The 20649-nt window shown below is 72.7% G+C and carries 19 protein-coding genes; 11 read left to right on the forward strand and 8 right to left on the reverse strand.

Going from position 1 to position 20649, the window contains the following annotated elements:
- Window positions 1–42: 42 nt before the first annotated feature.
- Window positions 43–1254, reverse strand: a complete 1212-nt coding sequence (locus tag IF00_RS0135240) for a pyridoxal phosphate-dependent aminotransferase (RefSeq protein ID WP_030325258.1) — start codon at window positions 1252–1254, stop codon at window positions 43–45.
- Window positions 1255–1345: 91 nt separating this feature from the next.
- Between IF00_RS0135240 and IF00_RS0135245 the strand changes: the two genes are divergently transcribed.
- Entirely contained in the window at window positions 1346–1987 is a 642-nt protein-coding gene (locus IF00_RS0135245; protein WP_030325260.1) for a winged helix-turn-helix transcriptional regulator, read from the forward strand.
- A gap of 146 nt (window positions 1988–2133) precedes the next feature.
- On the opposite strand, the gene IF00_RS0135250 is transcribed toward IF00_RS0135245, so the two are convergent.
- From IF00_RS0135250 to IF00_RS0135260, 3 genes are read right to left on the reverse strand one after another with little or no spacing between them, the layout of a single operon-like run.
- Window positions 2134–2490, reverse strand: coding sequence for a MerR family transcriptional regulator (locus IF00_RS0135250; RefSeq protein ID WP_037639813.1), 357 nt, complete (start codon window positions 2488–2490; stop codon window positions 2134–2136).
- A gap of 26 nt (window positions 2491–2516) precedes the next feature.
- Complete coding sequence (locus IF00_RS0135255; protein WP_030325265.1) at window positions 2517–3269, reverse strand: SDR family NAD(P)-dependent oxidoreductase; 753 nt, start codon at window positions 3267–3269, stop codon at window positions 2517–2519.
- Between the two features lie 56 nt (window positions 3270–3325).
- Entirely contained in the window at window positions 3326–3742 is a 417-nt protein-coding gene (locus IF00_RS0135260; RefSeq protein WP_030325267.1) for a VOC family protein, read from the reverse strand.
- Window positions 3743–3857: 115 nt separating this feature from the next.
- Here IF00_RS0135260 and IF00_RS0135265 point away from each other — a divergent pair, with 115 nt between their 5' ends.
- The gene (locus tag IF00_RS0135265; RefSeq protein WP_030325269.1) at window positions 3858–4493 is read left to right on the forward strand and encodes a nucleoside/nucleotide kinase family protein; all 636 of its coding nucleotides are present in this window, start codon (window positions 3858–3860) and stop codon (window positions 4491–4493) included.
- 166 nt (window positions 4494–4659) lie between these two features.
- On the opposite strand, the gene IF00_RS0135270 is transcribed toward IF00_RS0135265, so the two are convergent.
- Together IF00_RS0135270 and IF00_RS0135275 are read right to left on the reverse strand one after the other, a co-directional pair.
- Window positions 4660–5574 (reverse strand): carbohydrate kinase family protein, encoded by a 915-nt coding sequence (locus IF00_RS0135270; RefSeq protein WP_030325271.1) that lies wholly within the window; start codon window positions 5572–5574, stop codon window positions 4660–4662.
- Window positions 5571–6575 carry a pseudouridine-5'-phosphate glycosidase gene (locus IF00_RS0135275; protein WP_167346902.1) on the reverse strand — a complete coding sequence of 335 codons (1005 nt, stop codon included), beginning with the start codon at window positions 6573–6575 and terminating at the stop codon, window positions 5571–5573. Before IF00_RS0135275 ends, IF00_RS0135270 begins: the two co-directional genes overlap by 4 nt.
- Before the next feature lie 273 nt (window positions 6576–6848).
- Here IF00_RS0135275 and IF00_RS0135280 point away from each other — a divergent pair, with 273 nt between their 5' ends.
- From IF00_RS0135280 to IF00_RS0135295, 4 genes are all read left to right on the forward strand, one after another.
- Window positions 6849–7205 (forward strand): cupin domain-containing protein, encoded by a 357-nt coding sequence (locus IF00_RS0135280; protein WP_030325275.1) that lies wholly within the window; start codon window positions 6849–6851, stop codon window positions 7203–7205.
- A 294-nt stretch (window positions 7206–7499) separates the two neighbouring features.
- Window positions 7500–8840: a discoidin domain-containing protein gene (locus IF00_RS0135285; protein WP_030325277.1), complete on the forward strand. Its 1341-nt coding sequence runs from the start codon at window positions 7500–7502 to the stop codon at window positions 8838–8840.
- Window positions 8840–10147 (forward strand): MFS transporter, encoded by a 1308-nt coding sequence (locus IF00_RS0135290; RefSeq protein WP_030325278.1) that lies wholly within the window; start codon window positions 8840–8842, stop codon window positions 10145–10147. Before IF00_RS0135285 ends, IF00_RS0135290 begins: the two co-directional genes overlap by 1 nt.
- A gap of 3 nt (window positions 10148–10150) precedes the next feature.
- The gene (locus tag IF00_RS0135295; protein WP_030325280.1) at window positions 10151–11146 is read left to right on the forward strand and encodes a TolB family protein; all 996 of its coding nucleotides are present in this window, start codon (window positions 10151–10153) and stop codon (window positions 11144–11146) included.
- Window positions 11147–11255: 109 nt separating this feature from the next.
- Here the strand turns inward: IF00_RS0135295 and IF00_RS0135300 are convergent, their stop codons facing one another.
- Entirely contained in the window at window positions 11256–12554 is a 1299-nt protein-coding gene (locus tag IF00_RS0135300; protein ID WP_388304255.1) for an MFS transporter, read from the reverse strand.
- Window positions 12555–12639: 85 nt separating this feature from the next.
- Window positions 12640–13206, reverse strand: a complete 567-nt coding sequence (locus IF00_RS0135305) for a methylated-DNA--[protein]-cysteine S-methyltransferase (protein WP_051820777.1) — start codon at window positions 13204–13206, stop codon at window positions 12640–12642.
- A gap of 257 nt (window positions 13207–13463) precedes the next feature.
- On the opposite strand from IF00_RS0135305, the gene IF00_RS0135310 reads away from it, so the two are divergent.
- The 5 genes from IF00_RS0135310 (at window position 13464) to IF00_RS0135330 (ending at window position 20646) form a co-directional block, all read left to right on the forward strand.
- Complete coding sequence (locus IF00_RS0135310) at window positions 13464–14363, forward strand: MHYT domain-containing protein (RefSeq protein ID WP_030325285.1); 900 nt, start codon at window positions 13464–13466, stop codon at window positions 14361–14363.
- A gap of 62 nt (window positions 14364–14425) precedes the next feature.
- On the forward strand, window positions 14426–16555 hold the full coding sequence (gene uvrB, locus IF00_RS0135315) for an excinuclease ABC subunit UvrB (RefSeq protein ID WP_030325287.1): 2130 nt from the start codon (window positions 14426–14428) through the stop codon (window positions 16553–16555).
- A gap of 177 nt (window positions 16556–16732) precedes the next feature.
- The gene (locus tag IF00_RS0135320; RefSeq protein ID WP_030325289.1) at window positions 16733–17311 is read left to right on the forward strand and encodes a TerD family protein; all 579 of its coding nucleotides are present in this window, start codon (window positions 16733–16735) and stop codon (window positions 17309–17311) included.
- Window positions 17312–17438: 127 nt separating this feature from the next.
- Window positions 17439–19373, forward strand: coding sequence for a TerD family protein (locus tag IF00_RS0135325; protein WP_030325291.1), 1935 nt, complete (start codon window positions 17439–17441; stop codon window positions 19371–19373).
- A 265-nt stretch (window positions 19374–19638) separates the two neighbouring features.
- Window positions 19639–20646: a TerC/Alx family metal homeostasis membrane protein gene (locus IF00_RS0135330; protein WP_030325292.1), complete on the forward strand. Its 1008-nt coding sequence runs from the start codon at window positions 19639–19641 to the stop codon at window positions 20644–20646.
- Window positions 20647–20649 lie beyond the last annotated feature (3 nt).

Genomic DNA, 20649 nt, shown 5'->3' on the forward strand with positions numbered 1-20649 from the left:
ATCTTCAGGCCCTCAGATCATGACAGTCGAGGGGGTGTCACGTCACTGCCGGTAGCCGCTCAGAAAGCGGCCGATGCGGCTGATCGCGGCGTCCAGGTCGTCGGCGTACGGCAGGGTCAGGATGCGGAAGTGGTCCGGGCGGGGCCAGTTGAAGCCGGTTCCCTGGACGACCTGGATCTTCTCGCGCAGGAGCAGGTCGAGGACGAACTTCTCGTCGTCGTGGATCTTGTGCACGGCGGGGTCGAGGCGCGGGAAGGCGTACAGCGCTCCCTTCGGCTTCACGCAGGAGACGCCGGGGATCTCGTTGAGCTTCTCCCAGGCCCGGTCGCGTTGTTCGCGCAGCCTGCCGCCGGGCGCGGTCAGCTCGTGGATCGACTGCCGGCCGCCGAGCGCGGCCTGGATGGCGTACTGCGCGGGGGCGTTGGGACAGAGCCGCATGGAGGCCAGCATGGTGAGGCCCTCCAGGTAGTTCCTGGCGTGCTCCTTCGGGCCGGTGACGACCAGCCAGCCGGAGCGGAAGCCCGCCACCCGGTACGTCTTGGAGAGCCCGCCGAAGGTGAGGACGACCAGGTCGGGGGCGAGGGTGGCGGCCGGGTGGTGGACGGCCTCGTCGTAGACGATCTGGTCGTAGATCTCGTCGGCGAGGACCATCAGGCCGTGGCGCCGGGCGAGCGCGAAGATGCCCTCCAGGATCTCCTTCGGATAGACGGCGCCCGTGGGGTTGTTGGGGTTGATGACCACGATGGCCTTGGTGCGGTCGGTGATCTTCGACGCCATGTCGTCGAGGTCCGGGTACCAGTCGGCGGACTCGTCGCACAGGTAGTGCACGGGCTTGCCGCCCGCGAGCGTGACCACCGCCGTCCACAGCGGGTAGTCCGGGGCCGGTACGAGGACTTCGTCGCCGTCCTCGAGCAGGGCCTGGACGGCCATCGAGATCAGCTCGGACACGCCGTTGCCGAGGAAGATGTCGTCGACGTCCACGTCCGGCAGGCCCATGGACTGGTAGCGCTGGGCGACGGCTCGGCGGGCGGAGAGGATGCCGCGCGAGTCGGTGTACCCGTGGGCCTTGGGGAGCATCCGGATCATGTCCTGGACGATCTCCTCGGGCGCCTCGAAGCCGAAGAGCGCCGGGTTGCCGGTGTTGAGGCGCAGGACGCTGTGGCCCGCCTCCTCCAGCGCGTTGGCGTGCTCGATGACCGGGCCCCGGATCTCGTAACAGACCTCGCTCAGCTTGCTCGACTGCCGGAACTCCATGTCCGACCTCCCCAAGTCCCCGGAATCAGTGTTGCTTGGTTTTACCAAGTTCGAGCTTGGAAAGTCCAACAACATGTCTAGACTGCGTCGCATGCCACGTCAGCCACGCCGCCGCAGCTACGACCAGCACTGCGCCGCAGCGCGCGCCCTCGACCTCGTCGGCGACCGCTGGACCCTGCTCGTCGTCCGCGAACTCCTCGCCGGGCCGCGCCGCTACACCGACCTCCACGCCGATCTCCCGGGCGTCAGCACCGACATGCTCGCCGGCCGTCTCAAGGACATGGAGGGGGCCGAGCTGGTCACCCGCCGCCGACTGCCGCCGCCCGCCTCCGCGTTCGTGTACGAGCTCACCCCGCGCGGCCGCGACCTGCTGCCCGTGCTGCGCACCCTCGCCGCCTGGGGGGCGCCCGACCTGGGCGAACCGCGGCCCACCGACGCCGTCCGCGCCCACTGGTACGCGATCCCGCTCCTCGGGGCGCTCGCCGAGCTGGGCGCCGGGGTCATCCAGGTGACCCTGGACGAGGGCGAGTTCTTCGTACGGGTCGGGGACGACGGGACCGTGTCGTACGGGGACGGGGTGTACGGCGCCGGTACGACCGAGGTGCCCGACGCCCGGCTGCGGACCGACGTGGCGACCTGCCGGGCCCTCGCGGGCGGGGAGTCGACGCTCGCCGAGGCGATCGAGACGGGGCGCGCGGCGCTGGAACGGCCCGTACGGGCCGCCCGGTCGTAGCCGGACCCCCGGGGATCGGCACGGCCGGCCGCTCGTGGGCGATCTCCAGGCCGCGTCCCAGGGCCTGGGATCGGCCCGCCCTGGGCGTTCGCCGCTTCCGGTCGTCGGCCCGCCCCCGGGCGCACGTCCACCCCGCCGGGGGCGTATCAGCCCCGGTCCGACACCACGCCCAGGCTTCGTGCCAGCCTGTTCCGGGCTTCGGTCTGTGCCGCGATCCGCGCGTCGAGCACGGCCAGCCGCTCGCGGGCGATCTCCAGGCCGCGGGCGGACGGCGGCGCCGAGGGCATGTCACCGTCCAGGCAGGAACGGAACACGGACACGTCGTCCAGGGTGAGGCCGGCGTCCAGGAGGTACCGGATGTTCGCCACGCGCGTCACGACGCCCTCGCCGTACACCCGGTATCCGTTGGCCGCGCGGGTCGACGCGATCAGGCCCGCCGCCTCGTAGTGGCGCAGGGCGCGCGGCGACACCCCGCTCCGCCGGGCCAGTTCACCGATGCGCAAGGACGCCACCTCCTCGCCCACTCCTATCACGCGACCAGCGCACCCCCGTCGACGGGCAGGACGGTGCCGGTCAGGAAGGAGGCGTCCGGCGCCGCGAGCGACGTGATCGCCCAGGCGACCTCCTCGGGACGGCCGATCCGGCCCAGCGGAACGTGCGCGAGCTGCCAGGCCCGCAAGGCCTGCAGCCGCTCGGGGGAGAGACCCGTGTGATCCGCGATCGGGGTCTCGATCGGACCGGGGGCGACCGCCACCACCCGGACGCCGTCGGGCGCGAGCTCCACCGCCCAGCAGCGGGTGAGTGTCTCCAGGGCGCTCTTGGTCGCCGGGTAGACGGAGTTGGCCGGCCAGCCGCGCTGACCGATCGTCGTCGTCACGTTCACCACGACGCCCCGCGACTCCTTCAGCGAGGGGAGGGCGGCCTGCGTCAGCAGGACGGGGGCGACGAGGTTGGTCTCCAGGAGCGGGGTGATCACGGAGCGGTCGAGGGTGCCGAGCGGGCCGCCTCGGGAGATCCCGGCGTTGTTGACGAGCACGTCGAGGCGGCCGTGGCCGGCCACGGCGGTGCGGACGATCTCCTCGGCCGCCCCCTCCGCCGTGATGTCGGCGACGTGCGGGTGGATGCCGGGATGCCCCTCGGCGGTCTCCCGCAGCGGCTCGGCCCTGCGGCCGACGGCGAGGACCGTCGCCCCCTGCCGGGCGAACGCGCGGGCGGCGGCCCGGCCGATGCCGGTGCCCGCACCGGTGACGACGACGACCCTGGCGGGTGTGGTGGTGTTCATGGCGCTGATGGTCGAACAGTGACGCCAGTGACAAGGTCAAGCCGTCGTGCGCGGCGTCAGTGCGCGGGGGAGAGGAACTCGAGCCGGTTCCCGTGGCAGTCGGCGGTGTAGAAGCGCCGATGTCCCGGGAAGTTGTCGTCCCACGTCACCTCGACGCCCCGGGCGGTCAGCCGCTCGGCCACGCCGTCGATGTCGGCGACCAGGATGCCCGGGTGTCCCTTGCGGGACGGCCGGAAGTCCTCCTCCACCCCCAGATGGATCTCCAGCGCGTCCGAGCGCACCCACAGGCCACCGCGGGCCGCGAGCACCGGAGGCTTCCGGATCTCGGTCATGCCCAGCACGTCCACGTAGAATCGACGGCACACCTCCTCGTCGCCCGGCGGCAGGGCGAGCTGTACATGGTGCAACCCGAGGCCGAAGGGCGATGCCGCCTCCGTGGTCTCGTAGGGCAGTGGCTGCTGACGCCTACTCATGGGGTACGGATCCTCTTCTCTGCGGGGCCGTGCGGTCGTCGCCCGGCCCGGTCACCGTAATGCCGGGGGTGTCGGCCGTTACACGTCAGGGGGAGCTGCGGGCAGGATGAGCGGGATGCGATACGAGGCGATCACCTGGGAACGGCTGGCGGAGGCGCTCGCCCGTCGGCTCGACGGGGCCGTGCCGGCCGACGGGAGCAGCCGGCTCAAGGTCGCCGTCGACGGGCCGCCCGCCGCGCCAGGGGGCGAGTTCGCCGAACAGCTCGCCGGGGCCCTGCGGACGCGCGGGCGTTCCGTCCTCGTCGCGGGGACTGGCGGCTTCCTGCGGCCCGCTTCGCTGCGGTACGAGTACGGGAAGCAGGATCCGGACGCGTACTACGACGGGTGGACCGACACCGGGGCGCTGTGGCGGGAGGTCTTCGGGCCGCTGGAGCCCGGCGGCACCGGGCGGGTGCTGCCCGACCTCTGGGATCCGGTGAAGGACCGCGCGACCCGCAGCCCGTACGTGACGCTGCCGCCCGGCGGGGTGCTCGTGCTGCACGGGCCGTTCCTGCTCGGCCACTGGTTCCCCTTCGACCTCACCGTGCACCTGCGGCTCTCGGCCGCCGCGCTCGCCCGGCGCACCGAGGACGCCTGGACCCTGCCGGCCTTCGCCCGGTACGAGACGGAGGTCGACCCCGGCGACGCGGCGGATGTGGTCGTCCGCGCGGACGACCCGCGCCACCCGGCCTGGACGGGGTTCGGGAGCTAGGGCCTGTCTGACCATTCCCTGTCCTGTCCTGTCCTGTCCTGCCGTGCCCTGCCCTGCCTTGCCCCGCCCCTGCCCCGCCGTGCCGCGCCCGGCACGCACGCCCGCCGCGCGGGCGGGACGCCCGAGTGGCAAACCGTCCGCACGTGTGCTCGCGAGCCTCCCCGTGTCAGTCGCCCGGTGGCCCGGTCTGCGGTCTGCCGCCGACCGTCGTGACCGCCTCCGCGCCCGCGCGGCAGCCCGCCTCCGCGGCCTTCGCGGGGTCCGCGCCCGCGAGCCGCGCCGCCAGGAAGGCGCCGGTGAACGCGTCGCCCGCGCCCGTCGAGTCCACCGGCCGGACCGCGGGAGCCGTCACCCGCGCGGTCACCGAGCCGTCCTCGGCGACCAGGGCGCCCGCCGCCCCGAGGGTGACCACGACCAGCGGGAACCGGCGGCTCAACTCGGCCGCCGCCGACTCCGGTTCGGCGCGCCCGGTGAGCGACCTGGCCTCGTCGGCGTTGGGCAGCAGGACCTCCGCGCCCTCCGCCGCCGTGAGGAACCGGTCCGCCCCCAGCTCCGCCAGGAAACCCGCCGACGCCGGGTCCACACTCACCGGCACTCCCGCCTCCCGTGCGTCCCGCAGCGCCAGCCGTGCGGTCTCGCGGCTCGGCGCGGCGAAGAACAGGTAGCCGGAGAGATGCAGCCGGGCCACGCCGTCGAGCAGTCCTGCCGACCAGTCGTCGGGGGAGAGGCGCAGGGCGGCGCCGCTGTCGGTGAGGAAGGTGCGCTCCGCCGAGGAGTCCACGAGAGCGATCACGGTGGCCGTCGCCGCCTCCGCGTCCGGGACGAGCAGGGGACGCACGCCCGCGCGCCGCAGCGCCCGCTCGTGCCAGTCGGCCGCGTCCGTCCCGACCCGGCCGAGGACCCGCACGTCGGGGCATCCGGAACGCGCCGCCCAGCAGGCCGCGTTGGCTCCGGCGCCGCCCGGGAGGGTCCGTATCTCCGCCGCCGTGTCCGTCGCGGGCGCCAGCGGGGTCCGGTGCCGGGCGACGACGTCCGTCACCACGTCCCCGACGACGAGCAGCGCACCCGCCGCCGGGCTCACCGGCCGCCCGCGCCGGACGAGGATCCGGATCCGTGCGAGGGCCCGGCGCCGGGCGCGGTCGCGGAGCCCCGCCCGGCCTCGGTGCCGGCCGCCGCGCCCGGGCCGTACGCCCGCGCGATCCTCGCCGCGAGCCGCACATTGCCCCGTACCGCGGCCAGGTTGGCCTCCAGGGATGCCCCTTCCGTGTGCACCGTCAGGTATTCGAGCAGGAACGGGGTCACCGCCTGCCCGGAGATCCCCTTCTCCTTCGCCGCCGCCAGTCCGCCCGCGAGCACCCGGTCGTGCAGTGCAGGGTCCAACTGCTCCGCCACCGGCACCGGATTGGCCACGATCAGCGCCGCCCGAGGCCCGCCGAGTCGGTCCTGGGCCCGTATCACCCCGGCCACCGCCTCCGGGGTCCGCAGGGTCCAGTCGACCGGCTCGCCCGAGGAGGCGAGATAGAAGCCGGGGAAGTGGTCGGTGCCGTACCCGACGACCGTCACGCCGAGCGTCTCCAGGCGCTGGAGCGTCGCGGGCACGTCGAGGATCGACTTGACGCCGGCGCAGACCACGGTGGTGCCGACACGGGCGAGCAGCCGCAGGTCGGCGGACTCGTCCTGGGTGTCGGTCCACTCGCGGTGGACACCGCCGAGGCCTCCGGTCGCGAACACCCGTATGCCGGCCGCGTCCGCGAGCCAGGCCGTGGCCGACACCGTCGTCGCCCCGGTCACGCCGGTCGCCAGGGCCGGGGCGAGGTCGCGGTGCCCCAGCTTCCGTACCTCCGGGTCCTCGGCGATCCGGGTCAGGGCCGTCCGGTCCAGGCCGACCCTGGCCGTGCCGTCGACCACGGCGATCGTGGCGGGGACGGCGCCCCCGGCCCGCACCAGCTCCTCCAGTTCCAGGGCCACCGCCAGGTTCCGCGGGCGCGGCAGGCCGTGGGCGATGATCGTCGATTCCAGCGCGACGACGGGACGCCCCTCGTGGAGCGCCTCGCGTACCTCTTCGGACACCTGTGTGGACATGTCCCATTCCTGGCGCGACCACGGGACCCGCAAACCTCGGTGGCGAGCTCCGGCCACACCGTGGGGGCGCCTTCGGATTCCGTCACGGGGTGCCCCGCGGGGTCGTCCGGGGCGGCCGCGCCACCCGTCCGGCGCTGCGCCGAAGGGGTCGTGCGGATTTCGTCGTGGCGTCGGGTTCCGGGCATCACACCTGGTGGGAGGCGAAACGGAGGGCTTCCGTCCAGCCGGTCCCGGCCTCGGAACGGCCCTGGACCCCCGCTACAGTCACCGCCCATGACGACACATGACCAGCCCTCCTTCGCCGTGCACATCCCCGACGCGGAGCTCGAGGCGGAGCCGCTCGACCCCGCCCAGATCGTCTCCGGTTCGCCCGAGGTGACGGGCAAGGTGCTGTGGGAGTCCGCCGACGGCAAGCAACTGCGCGGCATCTGGCAGATCACGCCCGGCGTCGTCACCGACACCGAGGCCGACGAGCTCTTCGTGGTGGTCTCCGGCCGGGCGACCGTCGCCGTCGAGGGCGGGGCCACCCTGGAGATCGGGCCCGGCGACGCCTGTGTGCTGCGGGAGGGCGACAGGACGACCTGGACCGTGCACGAAACCCTGCGCAAGGCGTACCACATCAGCCTCTGAAGTCACGCTGGGCAGCCGCGCACCGAGGTCTGGTAGGAAACCTTCCTATCGGCTAGCATCCCCGGCAGCGGCTTGGCGCGGCGCCCCACCCCAAGGGGCGTGACGCGCTCAGTGAGAGCTCTGACCCGGCCGCCGAGCACCACCCCGCCGCGTGGCGCCCCGAATCGCCACCCGGCCGGCCGCCCGTGCCCGTACCCCACGGCACGGGCGCCCCGGCCACTGCCGCGCGGCAGGTCCGTGGTGCGCCGCACCGGTGTCCAGCTCTCGCCGACCCCCAGGCCAGGGAGCCCAGGTATGCGCCTGAACGCCTCCGCCCCACCACGCCGCACCACCACCCCTCTCCCCTTCGTCCTCGCCGCCGTGCTGCTGCTCGTCGGCGGGCTCCTGCTCGCCCTCCCGGACCGGGCCGGAGCCGCCGCCGACGTCCTGATCTCCCAGGGCCGACCGGCCACCTCCTCCTCCGTCGAGGACAGCACCTTCGGCCCGGAGAAGGCCTTCGACGGCGTCTCCACCACCCGCTGGGCCAGCGCCGAAGGCGTCGACCCCCAGTGGATCCGCGTCGACCTCGGCCCCTCGGCCACCGTCTCCCGCGTCAAGCTCGTCTGGGAGGCCGCGTACGCCAAGGCCTACCGCATCGAGATCTCCGCCGACGGCACCACCTGGACCCGCCTCGCCAACGAGACCGCGGGCAACGGCGCCACGGACGACTGGACCGGACTCACCGGCCAGGGCCGCTACCTCCGCGTGTACGGGACCGCCCGCGGCACCTCGTACGGCTACTCGCTCTACTCGGTGGAGGTCTACGGCACCACCGGCACCACGGAGCCGCCCACCGGCGCCTTCACCGTCGTCGCGGCCGGCGACATCGCCGCCCAGTGCACGGCCTCCAGCAGCTCCTGCGCCCACCCCAAGACCGCGGCCCTGGCCCAGCGGATCGCCCCGTCCTTCTATCTGACGATGGGCGACAACCAGTACGACGACGCCCTCCTCTCCGACTTCCGCAACTACTACGACAAGTCCTGGGGCGCCTTCAAGGCGAAGACCCGCCCCGTGCCCGGCAACCACGAGACCTACGACCCGGCGGGCCCGCTCGCCGGCTACAAGTCCTACTTCGGGTCGATCGCCTACCCGCAGGGCAAGTCGTACTACAGCTACGACCAGGGCAACTGGCACTTCGTCGCCCTCGACTCCAACTCCTTCGACGACGCCACCCAGATCCAGTGGCTCAAGGACGACCTCGCACGGAACACCAAGGGCTGTGTCGCCGCCTACTTCCACCACCCGCTGTACTCCTCCGGCGGCCACGGCAACGACCCCGTCTCCAAGCCCGTCTGGCAGATCCTCTACAACGCCAAGGCCGACCTGGTGCTCAACGGACACGACCACCACTACGAGCGCTTCGCCCCGCAGGACCCCAACGGGCGGGCCACGGCCGACGGCATCGTCGAGATCGTCGGCGGCATGGGCGGCGCCGAGCCCTACGACATCGAGACGGTCCAGCCCAACAGCCAGAAGCGGATCAGCGGTCCGTACGGCGTCCTGAAGCTGGACCTCACCGACACCACCTACACCTGGCAGTACGTCGGCACCGACAACCAGGTGAAGGACTCCGGCCCGACCTACACCTGCCACTGATGTACCTCGCGACCACCGGTCGCCCGGACGCGCCGCCCGCCCCCTCGGGGGTCCGGCGGCGCGTCCCCGGCACCGTCCTCGCCCTCGGCGCGGTCAGCCTGGTCACCGACATCTCCTCGGAGATGGTGACCGCCGTCCTGCCGCTCTACCTGGTCCTCGGACTCGGCCTCTCCCCCCTCCAGTTCGGGCTGCTCGACGGCCTCTCGACCGGCGCCACCGCGCTCGTACGGCTCCTCGGCGGCGCCACCGCCGACCGGGGCGGCCGCCACAAGCAGGTCGGCGGGCTCGGCTACGCCCTGTCCGCCTGCTCCCGGATCGGCCTCCTCCTCGCCGGCGGCGCGACCGGCTGGATCGCGACCGCGATCACCGCCGACCGGCTCGGCAAGGGAGTCCGCACCGCCCCGCGCGACGCCCTCATCACCCTGCACAGCCCGCCCGAGGACCTGGGCCGTGCCTTCGGCACGCACAGGGCCATGGACACCACCGGCGCCCTGCTCGGCCCCCTGGCCGCCTTCGCGCTGCTGTGGGCGACGGCCGACGCGTACGACGCCGTCTTCGCCGTCAGCTTCAGTGTCGGGGCGTTCGGCGTCCTGCTGTGGGTGCTGCTCGTCCCCGGTCGGACACGGGGCGACGGGGAGGCACCCGTCGTTCCGGCGGTGCCTCGCGCGCGGGGGGAGTGCGCGGAGCCACGGGCGCGAGGGAGGTTCCTCGGCGGGCTGCTCGGCGGGCTGCGCTCACCCGAGTACCGGCGGATCGTGATCTGCGCCGGCATCCTCGGCGCCGCCACCATCGGCGACGCCTTCCTCTATCTGCTGCTCCAGCGACGGCTCGCGTTCGACGCGACCTGGTTCCCGTTCCTGCCGCTCGGCGCGGCCGCCGTCTATCTGCTGCTCGCCGTCCCCACCGGACGCCTCGCCGACCGGATCGGACGGCGAGCACCGCTCCTGTACGGGCACGGGGCCCTGCTCCTGGCCTACGGACTGCTCCTCGCCCCTCTGCCCGACCCCGTGGTGCTCCTGGGTGTCCTCCTCCTGCTCGGGGTCTTCTACGCCGCCACCGACGGCGTCCTCATGGCCCTGGCAGGCCCCTTCCTGACCGAGGGCCGGCAGGCGAGCGGCCTCGCCGTCGTCCAGACCGCGCAGGCGCTGGCCCGGGTCGGTGCCGCCGTCGTGTTCGGCGCCGTCTGGACCGCGAGCGGTCCGGAGACCGCGCTCGTCGCGGCCGTGCTCGCCCTCACGGCGGCCCTGTGCTGCGCCGCGCGGCTGCTGCCCACGACTCCTTCCGAGCCCTCCGAGAGGAGCGACTGACCCATGTCCGACCTGACCGGCGCCCGCCCGTCCACCCGTACGCGCGTGTGGATCCTCGTACTGGCCCTTCTGCTGCTCGGCGGCGGCGCCACCGCCTACACGCTGCGCGCTGCCTCGGGCCGCGAGGCCGCGGTCGCCGGGACCGCCGACCCCGGCTTCACGCTCGACCGCGCCCCCGACGCGCTCTACACGCGGGACACCGCGAGCGGCCGCATCGCGCGCGTGGACGCGTCCGCGCCCGGCGGCCGGGTGGTGGGCGGCCCCTCCTGCGACCGCTTCCACGCGGCCGGGCCCACCGCCCTCTGTCTCCAGCGCAGGCCGGGCGTCCCGGCGCGCTCGTACGCCCTCGTGCTCGACCGGCGGCTGCGCGAGGTGCGCCGGATCGGTCTGCCGGGCACCCCCAGCCGGGCCCGGGTCTCGGCCTCCGGCAACATGCTCGCCTGGACGATGTTCGCGACCGGCGACTCCTACGCGCGGTCGTCCTTCTCCACCCGGACCTCGATCCTCGATCTCCGCACCGGTTACCTGGTGAAGAACATCGAGCAGATCCCGCTCACCCTCGGCGGCCGCCGCTACCACGCCCCCGACGTCAACTACTGGGGCGTCAGCTTCGCCGACGACGACAACCGCTTCTACGCGACGGTCTCCACGGGCGGCCGCACGCATCTCGTCGAGGGCGACATGCGGAACTGGTCCGCCAAGGCCCTGCGGGAGAACGTCGAATGCCCGTCGCTCTCCCCGGACGGCACCCGCCTCGCCTTCAAGAAGCGCGTCTCCGACGGCCCGAGCGAGCCTTGGCGGCTCTACGTGTACGAGCTGGCCACCGGGCGCGAACACGCGGTCGCCGAGCGGCGCGGCATCGACGACCAGGCGCTGTGGACGGACCGGAGCACCCTCGCGTACGGCTACGGGGGAGCGGTCTGGTCGGTCCCGGCCGACGGCACGGGCACCCCGCGCCGGCTGGCGAGCGGGGCGTCCTCACCGGCGGTGCCGCACTGACCGACAGCGGTGCGCCACGAACCGTCGGCGGTGTCCGCTCGGACCGCCGGAGATGCCGCACGGACCGACGACCCCGCGGGGGTGCCGCACCGACCGACCGTGCGGAGACTCACGCCTTCCGCAGCGAGCCGCGGATCGCGAGCGCCGCCATCGGCAGCAGCAGGCAGGCGGCGATCGCGTTCAGCGGCCCGTAGCCGGCCTGCGCCACGATCAGGCCCGCCGCGAGGCCGCCGACGCCGGCGGCGGTGTTCATGATGAAGTCGGAGAGCCCCTGGACCGCCGCCCGCGCGGCCTGCGGCACCGAGTCCGTGAGCAGCGCCGAGCCGGACACCAGACCCGCCGACCAGCCCAGGCCGAGGATGAACAGGCCGAGGGCGGTCCGCCCGTGGCTGGGCCCCGCCGTGCCCGCGACGAGCGCCGCCACGCCGATGAGACCGACCGCGAGCCCGATCACCGAGAGCCTCCCCAGCCGGTCGGACAGCCAGCCCATCAGGGGCGAGAAGGCGTACATGCCGGCGATGTGGCCGCTGATGACGAGCCCGATCAGCTGGATGTCCGCCCCGTGATGGGTGAGGGCCACCGGGGTCATCGACATGATCGACACCATCGCGGTGTGCGAGCCGGTGACGGTGACCACCGCGAGGCGGGCCCTCGGGGACTCCCGTACGGCCCGCATCCCGGCCCGCAGGGAGCGTTCCTCCGCGGCCTCGCCCGCGCCCGTCCCGTCGAGCGCGCGGGCGGTGAGGAGAGGGTCGGGGCGCAGCAGCACGGCCACCACGACCGCGGCGATCACGAAGACTCCGGCTGCCCAGACGAAGGGGCCCGCGGTCGCGGGTATCCCCAGACCCGCCACGCTCTTCCCGGCCGGCGCGGCGATGTTCGGGCCGAGGACCGCCCCGATCGTCGTCGCCCATACGACGGTGGAGATGGCCCGCGCCCTGCGGTCCGGTTCGGCGAGGTCGGCGGCGGCGAAGCGGGCCGCCAGATTGGCCGAGGACCCGGCGCCGAAGCCGACGAGGCCGAGGAGCAGCAGGGGGAAGCTCTCGGCGACCGCCCCGAGCACGGCGACCCCGGCGCCGACCGCGCCGATGAGGTACGCGAGGACGAGACCGGCCCGGCGGCCCCGCGAGGCCATCAGGGCGGCCAGCGGCATGGCGAGCAGCGCGGGCCCCGCCACGGTCGCCGTCGACGCGAGACCGGACAGTGCCTCGGAACCGCTGACGTCCCTGGCGAGCACGGCGGCGAGCGCGACACCGGTGGCGATGCCGAGGCCCCCGAGGATCTGGGTGGCGAGCAGCACGGCCTGGACCCGCCGGCGCAGCGCGGGGAGCTCGGCGTCGGTGACGGGGGCGGGGCCGGATAGGGGGCCGGGCAGGGTGGCGTCAGGGGCGCCGGGGGTGCGGGTCACTTACGTGAGTGTGCCAGCCGTCCCCCCTGATGGGAACGGCTGCCGGCGATGCCGCAGGCCGCCGGCCCGTCGTCCGGGAGGCCCCTCAGAACAGCGGCGTCGGCAGCACGCCTTCGAGCGCGAGCAGCTGCCGCTTGGTCTCCAGACCGCCTCCGAAGCCGCCGAGGCCGCCGTCGCTCTCCACCACACGGTGGCAGGGCACCACGACCGGCAGGGGATTGGATCCCATCGCCGCGCCGACCGCCTGCGCCGCCCCCGGCTGCCCCACGCGTCTGGCCAGGTCCCCGTATCCGACGACCGTGCCGTACGGCACACCGCTCGCCAGCTCGCGCAGCACCTGCCGGTTGAACCCGGCCGTCAGGCTCCAGTCCAGGGGCAGGACGACATCGCCCGGCTCGCCCGCGAAGTACCGGTCGAGCCGGCCTGTCGCGCCCGCGAGCAGCCCCGAGGCGCGCTCCACCGGCTCCGCGCCGAGCTGCGCCGCCAGCCGGTCGAGCATCCCGTCCCGCCGCGCCGCGTCGGCGTGGAACTCGACCCGCACGAGCCCCCGCTCGGTCGCGGCGAGGAAGAGCGGCCCGATGGGGCACTCCATGACCGTCCACTCCACCGGGACGGCACGCCCGCGGCCCTCCGGCCCCGCTTCGATGTCCATGCGCCCACGGTACGACCCGGCACCGACAGCGGGGCCCGGTAGCACCGGGCGGCCCGGGACAGGTGCGGGCCGGCCCGGAGCCGGTCAGGAGCAGGCGCAAGATCACGAACCGGTCTCGCTCAGGTCTCACGAGCGGAAATTCCCCGGTCACATGGTCGCGTGGCCCCCGGCGCGCCATAATCTCGCCCCGGTAGTACTACCCAGCGGTACCGACTGTTTTCGGACGACGTGGCACCAGGGGTGGAGGACACACGCTCATGCAGGGCACGGTCGACGGATTCAGCTACGGGCTCGTCACTCCGGTGGCGGCCTTTCTCATGGCGTGCCTGGGCGGCGCCCTCGGCCTGCGCTGCACCACGAGATCGCTCCGCCACCGCGACAGCTTCAAGGCGGGCTGGCTCGCCCTCGGCGCCACGTCGATCGGCACCGGCATCTGGACCATGCACTTCATCGCCATGATGGGCTTCTCGGTCCGGCAGGCGCCCATCCACTACGACCTGCCCATCACCTTCGCCAGCCTGGGCGTCGCCGTCCTGATGGTCGGCATCGGGATCTTCATCGTCGGGTACCGGGGGGCGACCGCGCTCACCCTGGTCACCGGCGGCACCATCACCGGCCTCGGCGTGGCCACCATGCACTACCTGGGCATGGCCGGGATGCGTCTGCAGGGGCGTGTCGAGTACGACACGCTCACCGTCGCGACGTCCGTGGTCATCGCCGTCGTGGCGGCCACGACGGCCCTCTGGGCGGCCGTCTCCGTACATGGATTTCTGGCCAGCCTCGGTGCGAGCCTGGTGATGGGCGTCGCCGTCAGTGGTATGCACTACACCGCCATGTCGGCGGTCAGCGTCCACCTGCACGGCACGGAGCCCGTCAAGGGCACCGGCGACACCGCCACCTCGCTGCTGCTGCCGATGCTGATCGGCCCGGCGGTCTTCCTCATCCTCGCCGCCGTCGTCGTCATGTTCGACCCACTGCTCGTGATGGGCGACCCGGACTGGCAGGGCCCCGCCGCCCGCACCCCGCACCGCCCCGGCGTGCCCGCCCCGCGCCACGTGCCGTCCTACGGCGAGCCCGCCAACTGGACGGCCCGGCCCGCCGGGCGCGGGGCCCGCAGGAGCGTCCCGCGGGGCGGCCACCGCTCCCAGGACTGGTGACGGAGGGCCGCTGCCGAGCCGATCACCACCCGAGTGTCAGTGCCGGGTCGTACGGTGGTTGCATGCGGCCCGTTTCCAAGATCGAACGTTCGGTGGCGCCCTTCGAGGTCGTCAGTGAGTACCAGCCCAACGGCGACCAGCCCGCGGCCATCGCCGACCTGGAGCGGCGTATCCGCGCGGGCGAGAAGGACGTCGTGCTCCTCGGTGCCACCGGCACCGGAAAGTCCGCCACCACCGCGTGGATGATCGAGAAGCTCCAGCGCCCCACCCTGGTGATGGCGCCGAACAAGACCCTGGCCGCCCAGCTGGCGAACGAGTTCCGCGAGCTCCTGCCGAACAACGCGGTCGAGTACTTCGTCTCGTACTACGACTACTACCAGCCCGAGGCGTACGTGCCGCAGTCGGACACGTACATCGAGAAGGACTCCTCCATCAACGAGGAGGTGGAGCGGCTCCGCCACTCCGCGACGAACTCCCTGCTCACCCGCAGGGACGTCATCGTGGTCGCCTCGGTCTCCTGCATCTACGGCCTCGGCACGCCCCAGGAGTACGTGGACCGGATGGTCCCGCTCAAGGTCGGCGAGGAGCTCGACCGCGACCAGCTGCTCCGCCGCTTCGTCGACATCCAGTACACGCGGAACGACCTGGCGTTCACCCGCGGCACCTTCCGCGTCCGCGGCGACACCATCGAGATCTTCCCGGTCTACGAGGAGCTCGCCGTCCGCATCGAGATGTTCGGCGACGAGATCGAGGCCCTCTCCACCCTCCACCCGCTCACCGGCGAGGTCATCAGCGAGGACCGCGAGCTGTACGTTTTCCCCGCCAGCCACTACGTCGCCGGCCCCGAGCGGATGGAGCGCGCGGTCAACGACATCGAGCGCGAGCTGGAGGGCCGCCTCGCCGAGCTCGACAAGCAGGGCAAGCACCTGGAGTCCCAGCGCCTGCGCATGCGGACCACGTACGACCTGGAGATGATGCGCCAGATCGGCTCCTGCTCCGGCATCGAGAACTACTCGATGCACTTCGACGGCCGCGACCCCGGCTCCGCGCCCAACACCCTCATCGACTACTTCCCCGAGGACTTCCTGCTCGTCATCGACGAGTCGCACGTCACCGTGCCGCAGATCGGCGCCATGTACGAGGGCGACGCCTCCCGCAAGCGGACCCTGGTCGACCACGGCTTCCGGCTTCCGTCCGCCCTCGACAACCGCCCGCTGAAGTGGGAGGAGTTCCAGGAGCGCATCGGCCAGACCGTCTACCTCTCCGCGACCCCCGGCACGTACGAGCTCTCGCGCGGCGACGGCTTCGTCGAGCAGATCATCCGCCCCACCGGGCTCGTCGACCCCGAGGTCGTCGTCAAGCCCACCGAGGGGCAGATCGACGACCTGGTCCACGAGATCAGACTGCGCACCGAGCGCGACGAGCGCGTCCTCGTCACCACCCTCACCAAGAAGATGGCCGAGGACCTCACCGACTACTTCCTGGAGCTCGGCATCCAGGTGCGCTATCTGCACAGCGACGTCGACACCCTGCGCCGGATCGAGCTGCTGCGCGAACTGCGCGCCGGCGAGTACGACGTGCTGGTCGGCATCAACCTCCTCCGTGAGGGCCTCGACCTCCCCGAGGTGTCCCTCGTCGCCATCCTCGACGCCGACAAGCAGGGCTTCCTGCGCTCCGGGACCTCCCTGATCCAGACGATCGGCCGCGCCGCGCGAAACGTCTCGGGCCAGGTCCACATGTACGCGGACCGGATCACCCCGGCGATGGAGCAGGCCATCGACGAGACCAACCGGCGCCGCGAGAAGCAGATCGCGTACAACACCGAGAACGGCATCGACCCGCAGCCGCTCCGGAAGAAGATCAACGACATCGTCGCGACCATCGCGCGCGAGGAGATCGACACCGAGGAACTCCTCGGCAGCGGCTACCGCCAGGGCAAGGAGGGCAAGGGCGCCAAGGCCCCCGTCCCCTCGCTCGCCGCGCACGGCGTCAAGGGCAAGGGCAAGGCGGGCTCGACGGTCGAACTCGGCGACCGGCCCGCCACCGAACTGGCCGCGATCATCGAGGAGATGACCGACCGGATGCGCGCCGCAGCCGCCGAGCTGCAGTTCGAGGTGGCCGCCCGGCTCCGTGATGAAGTGGGAGAGCTGAAGAAGGAGTTGCGCCAGATGAAGGAGGCGGGACTCGCCTGACCGGACACGGTCCGGTCGGGGACCGGGTGCGGGGTCCGGCGCGCGGTCCGGTGTGTTGCAAGACCGACACAAAACCGGACCGCACCTCCGCGCTGTCAGCGGTGCTGCGTAATGTGCTCGACAACCGCACGCACCGGAACAGCGGGCGCGGGGAACGCTAACGAGAGGGGCAAACGCGTGTCGGTCAACATGACCAAGGGTCAGGCCATCAGCCTGGAGAAGCAGGGTGGGGGCAGCCTCAGCCAGGTGCGGATGGGCCTCGGCTGGCAGGCCGCGCCGCGCCGCGGTCTCTTCGGCAAGCGCACCCAGGAGATCGACCTGGACGCCTCGGCCGTTCTCTTCGCGGACAAGCAGCCGGTCGACGTGGTCTTCTTCCGTCACCTGGTCAGCGACGACGGCTCGGTGAAGCACACCGGCGACAACCTGGTCGGCGGCGCGGGCCAGGGCGGCGACGACGAGGCGATCCTCGTCGACCTCCAGCGGGTCCCGGTCCACATCGACCAGATCGTCTTCACGGTGAACTCCTTCACCGGCCAGACGTTCCAGGAGGTGCAGAACGCGTTCTGCCGCATCGTCGACGAGACGAACGGCCAGGAGCTCGCGCGCTACACCCTCGACGGCGGCGGCAACTACACCGCGCAGATCATGGCGAAGGTGCACCGGGTCGGCTCCGGCTGGCAGATGACCGCCCTGGGCAACCCGGCCAACGGCCGCACCTTCCAGGACCTGATGCCCGCGATCCTGCCGCACCTGTAGACAGGACCGCACCGCACCACCCACAGCTCCCGGAGGCAGCAGGCCGCCGGGAGCTGTCCCGCATGAACCGCACCTGTGGTAACGCCGAGAACGGCGAGAACACCGAAAAGCCGAGGGGACAGAGTCGATGACGGCCGAGCTGGTCCGGGGGCAGAACCACCCCCTGCCCGACACCCGACTGGAGATCCGGGTGTCGGCCGGTCACCCTGTCCTCGCCGGCGCCACCCTCGGCGACGAGCAGGGCAGAGTCCCCGGCGTGGAGTGGATCGCCCACCCCGGAGCGCCCTCCCTGCCCGGGGTCGACGTCCCCGGACAGGCAGCCGCCGACCATCGCCTCGCCGTGGACCTGGAGGCCGTCCCCGGCGCCGTCCACCGGGTCTCGGTGCTCCTCGCGCTGCCCGGGCCGCGGGCCGGCGGAGCCGCCCGCTTCGGAACGGTCGCCGCCCCGTTCGTCGCCGTCGCCGGCCCCGACGGCGCGGAGATCGCCACCTTCACGATCACCGGACTCGACAGCGAGTCCGCCGTCGTGGCCCTGGAGCTCTACCGCCGCCAGGGCACCTGGAAGGTCCGCGCCATGGGCCAGGGGTACGAGGGCGGGCTCGCCGCCCTCCTCGGCGACCAGGGCCTGGAGCGCCCCGCCGACCTGGCCGCGGCGATCCTGGAGACCGTCGCCCCGGGGCCGGCTCCGGTCGCCGCTCCGGCGCAGCACGTCCCCGATGCGGAGCGCGTACGGCACACGGCCCCGGTGACGGCCACGGACCCGGCCCCGACCGTCCCGGTGACCCCGCCCCCGACCCCGCCGCCGGGCGCCGGCACGGACACGCCCACCCCGGCGACGAGCGGCGGTCCGGTGAACTACGCCCACCCCCGCCGCCGGACCGCCGCGGCACCCGGTCCCGCACCCGAGTCCGAGCCGAGGCAGGGGCCGCCCACGCCGGTCGCCGGCGACGCGTCGGGCTGGTCCATGGACGAGCGCCTGTACAACCAGGTGTGGGGCATGTTCGAGGACCTGGCCCGGACCGCCGCCGCCTACCGCAGCGCCTGCGAGTTCGCCGAGAACCGGCTCGACCGGGAGCTCGACCAGACGCTCTCCGACTACCGTGCCCGCGCCGACGGTGCCAACGACGCGGCGCGGGCCGCCGCCCGCGCCCGGCGCGACGAACTGGTGGCGCGGGCCCAGGAGGTCCTGGACCGGGACCTCGCCCAGCTCGTGGCCGAGTCCGAGGTCGTCGAGCCCGCCCTGCCCGTCGCCTTCGCCCGCTGGGAGAACCCCGTCTGGCAGGCGTACCGCACCCCGGCCGAGGAGCCGATGGCCGTCCGCCTCGGTGACCTCCACCTCCCCGAGCGGACCGATCTGAGGATCCCCATGCTCGTCCGGCTGCCGCTGGAGCGGGGGCTCTGGGTGGACAGCGGCCGGGGGCACTCCGAGGCCGCCGGCCTCCTCGACGAGGTCGAACTGCGGAGGCTCGCCCTGGACTGCGCGGTCGCCCACGCGGCCCGGCTGCTGGCGGCGCACCCGGCGGGCGCGTTCACCGTCCATGTCGTCGATCCGGCCGGTGCGGGCACCGCCGCGCTCGCGCCGCTCGTGGAGACGGGCGTCCTCGCGGCCCCGCCGGCCCGGGGCGCGGCAGGGGTCTCGGCGGTCCTGGAGCAGCTGACCGAGCGGGTCGACCTGCTCCAGATGGCGGTGCGGGCGGGAGCCTCCGACGCCCTGCCGCCCGGTCTGGACGCGGCCCGGCAGCTGCTGCTCGTGCACGACTTCCCGCACGGTTTCGACGACCGGGCGGTCACCCGCCTCCGGTACCTCGCCGACGAGGGCCCGTCGGTGGGCGTCCACCTGCTGATGGTGGCGGACCGGGAGGACGCGTCCGCGTACGGGCCGCTGCTCGACCCGTTGTGGCGCTCGCTGCTCCGGCTCACGCCCGTACCGGACGACCACCTCGCCGATCCGTGGGTCGGCCACGCCTGGTCGTACGAGCCCCCGATGCTGCCGCCGGGCAGCGCGGTGCTCCGGCAGGTCCTCGGGCAGGTGGCGGCGGCTCGACACGGAGAGCGGTCCTGACCAGCCTGACATCCCTGACGCACTGACAGCTCTGACCTGCTCTCTTGGGGGACCTTTACCCTCCCCTTTACCTTCTCTTGGTGTTTCGGGTAGTGTTTCCGGTGCGGAGGGGAGTACTCCCCATGCGCGGCGTACCCGTCAATACGGACGGATCATCCATGATCCGATCCCGGGGCGTCGGCCCGGCGGCGACGTCCGTCGCCGGGTGGAAGAGACCTCCGGCAGCGACGACGCTGATCAGTAGCCGTACGACGCCGGAGGCGCAGTGGACGTTTCAATGACCCTGTGGGTAGTGACCATTCTTGGTCTCGCTGCCCTGATCGGTGCCGACTTCTTCATCGGGCGCAAGCCCCATGACGTGTCGGTCAAGGAAGCCGGAATCTGGACGATCGTCTGGATCGTGCTGGCCGGACTCTTCGGACTCGGCCTGCTGTTCTTCGGCGACAGCCAGGCGTCCGGCGAGTTCTTCGCCGGCTACATCACCGAGAAGTCGCTCAGTGTCGACAACCTCTTCGTCTTCGTCCTGATCATGGCGAAGTTCGCGGTCCCCTCCCACCTCCAGCAGCGGGTGCTGCTCGTGGGTGTGGTGATCGCCCTGGTGCTCCGCACGATCTTCATCGCCGCGGGCGCCGCGATCATCGCGAGCTTCTCGTGGGTCTTCTACATCTTCGGCGCGTTCCTGATCTACACCGCCTGGAAGCTCATCCAGGAGGCGCGGGCCGACGAGGACGAGGACGACTGGGAGGAGAACCGTCTCCTCAAGATGGCCGAGAAGCGCTTCGGCGTCGCCGACCGGTACCACGGCACCAAGCTGTTCATCCGGAGCAACGGCAAGCGCATCATGACCCCGCTGATGGTCGTCATGCTCGCCATCGGCACCACCGACATCCTCTTCGCCCTCGACTCCATCCCGGCGATCTTCGGCCTCACCCAGGACCCGTACATCGTCTTCACGGCCAACGCCTTCGCCCTCATGGGTCTGCGGCAGCTGTACTTCCTGATCGGCGGCCTGCTCAAGAAGCTGGTCCACCTCAGCTACGGCCTGTCGGTGATCCTCGGCTTCATCGGCGTCAAGCTCGTGCTGCACGCTCTGCACGAGTCCGGGGTACACGTCCCGGAGATCAGCATCCCGTTCTCGCTCGCCTTCATCGGCGGTGTCCTGGTCATCACCACGATCACCAGCCTCATCGCCTCCAAGCGGCAGTCGGAGCGGGAGGCCGCCGAAAGCGTGGCCGACGCCGACGGCACCGAGAAGGACAGCATCGGCGCCTGACGC

It is taken from the genome of Streptomyces flavochromogenes (assembly GCF_000717595.1).
Taxonomy (GTDB): Bacteria; Actinomycetota; Actinomycetes; order Streptomycetales; family Streptomycetaceae; genus Streptomyces; species Streptomyces flavochromogenes.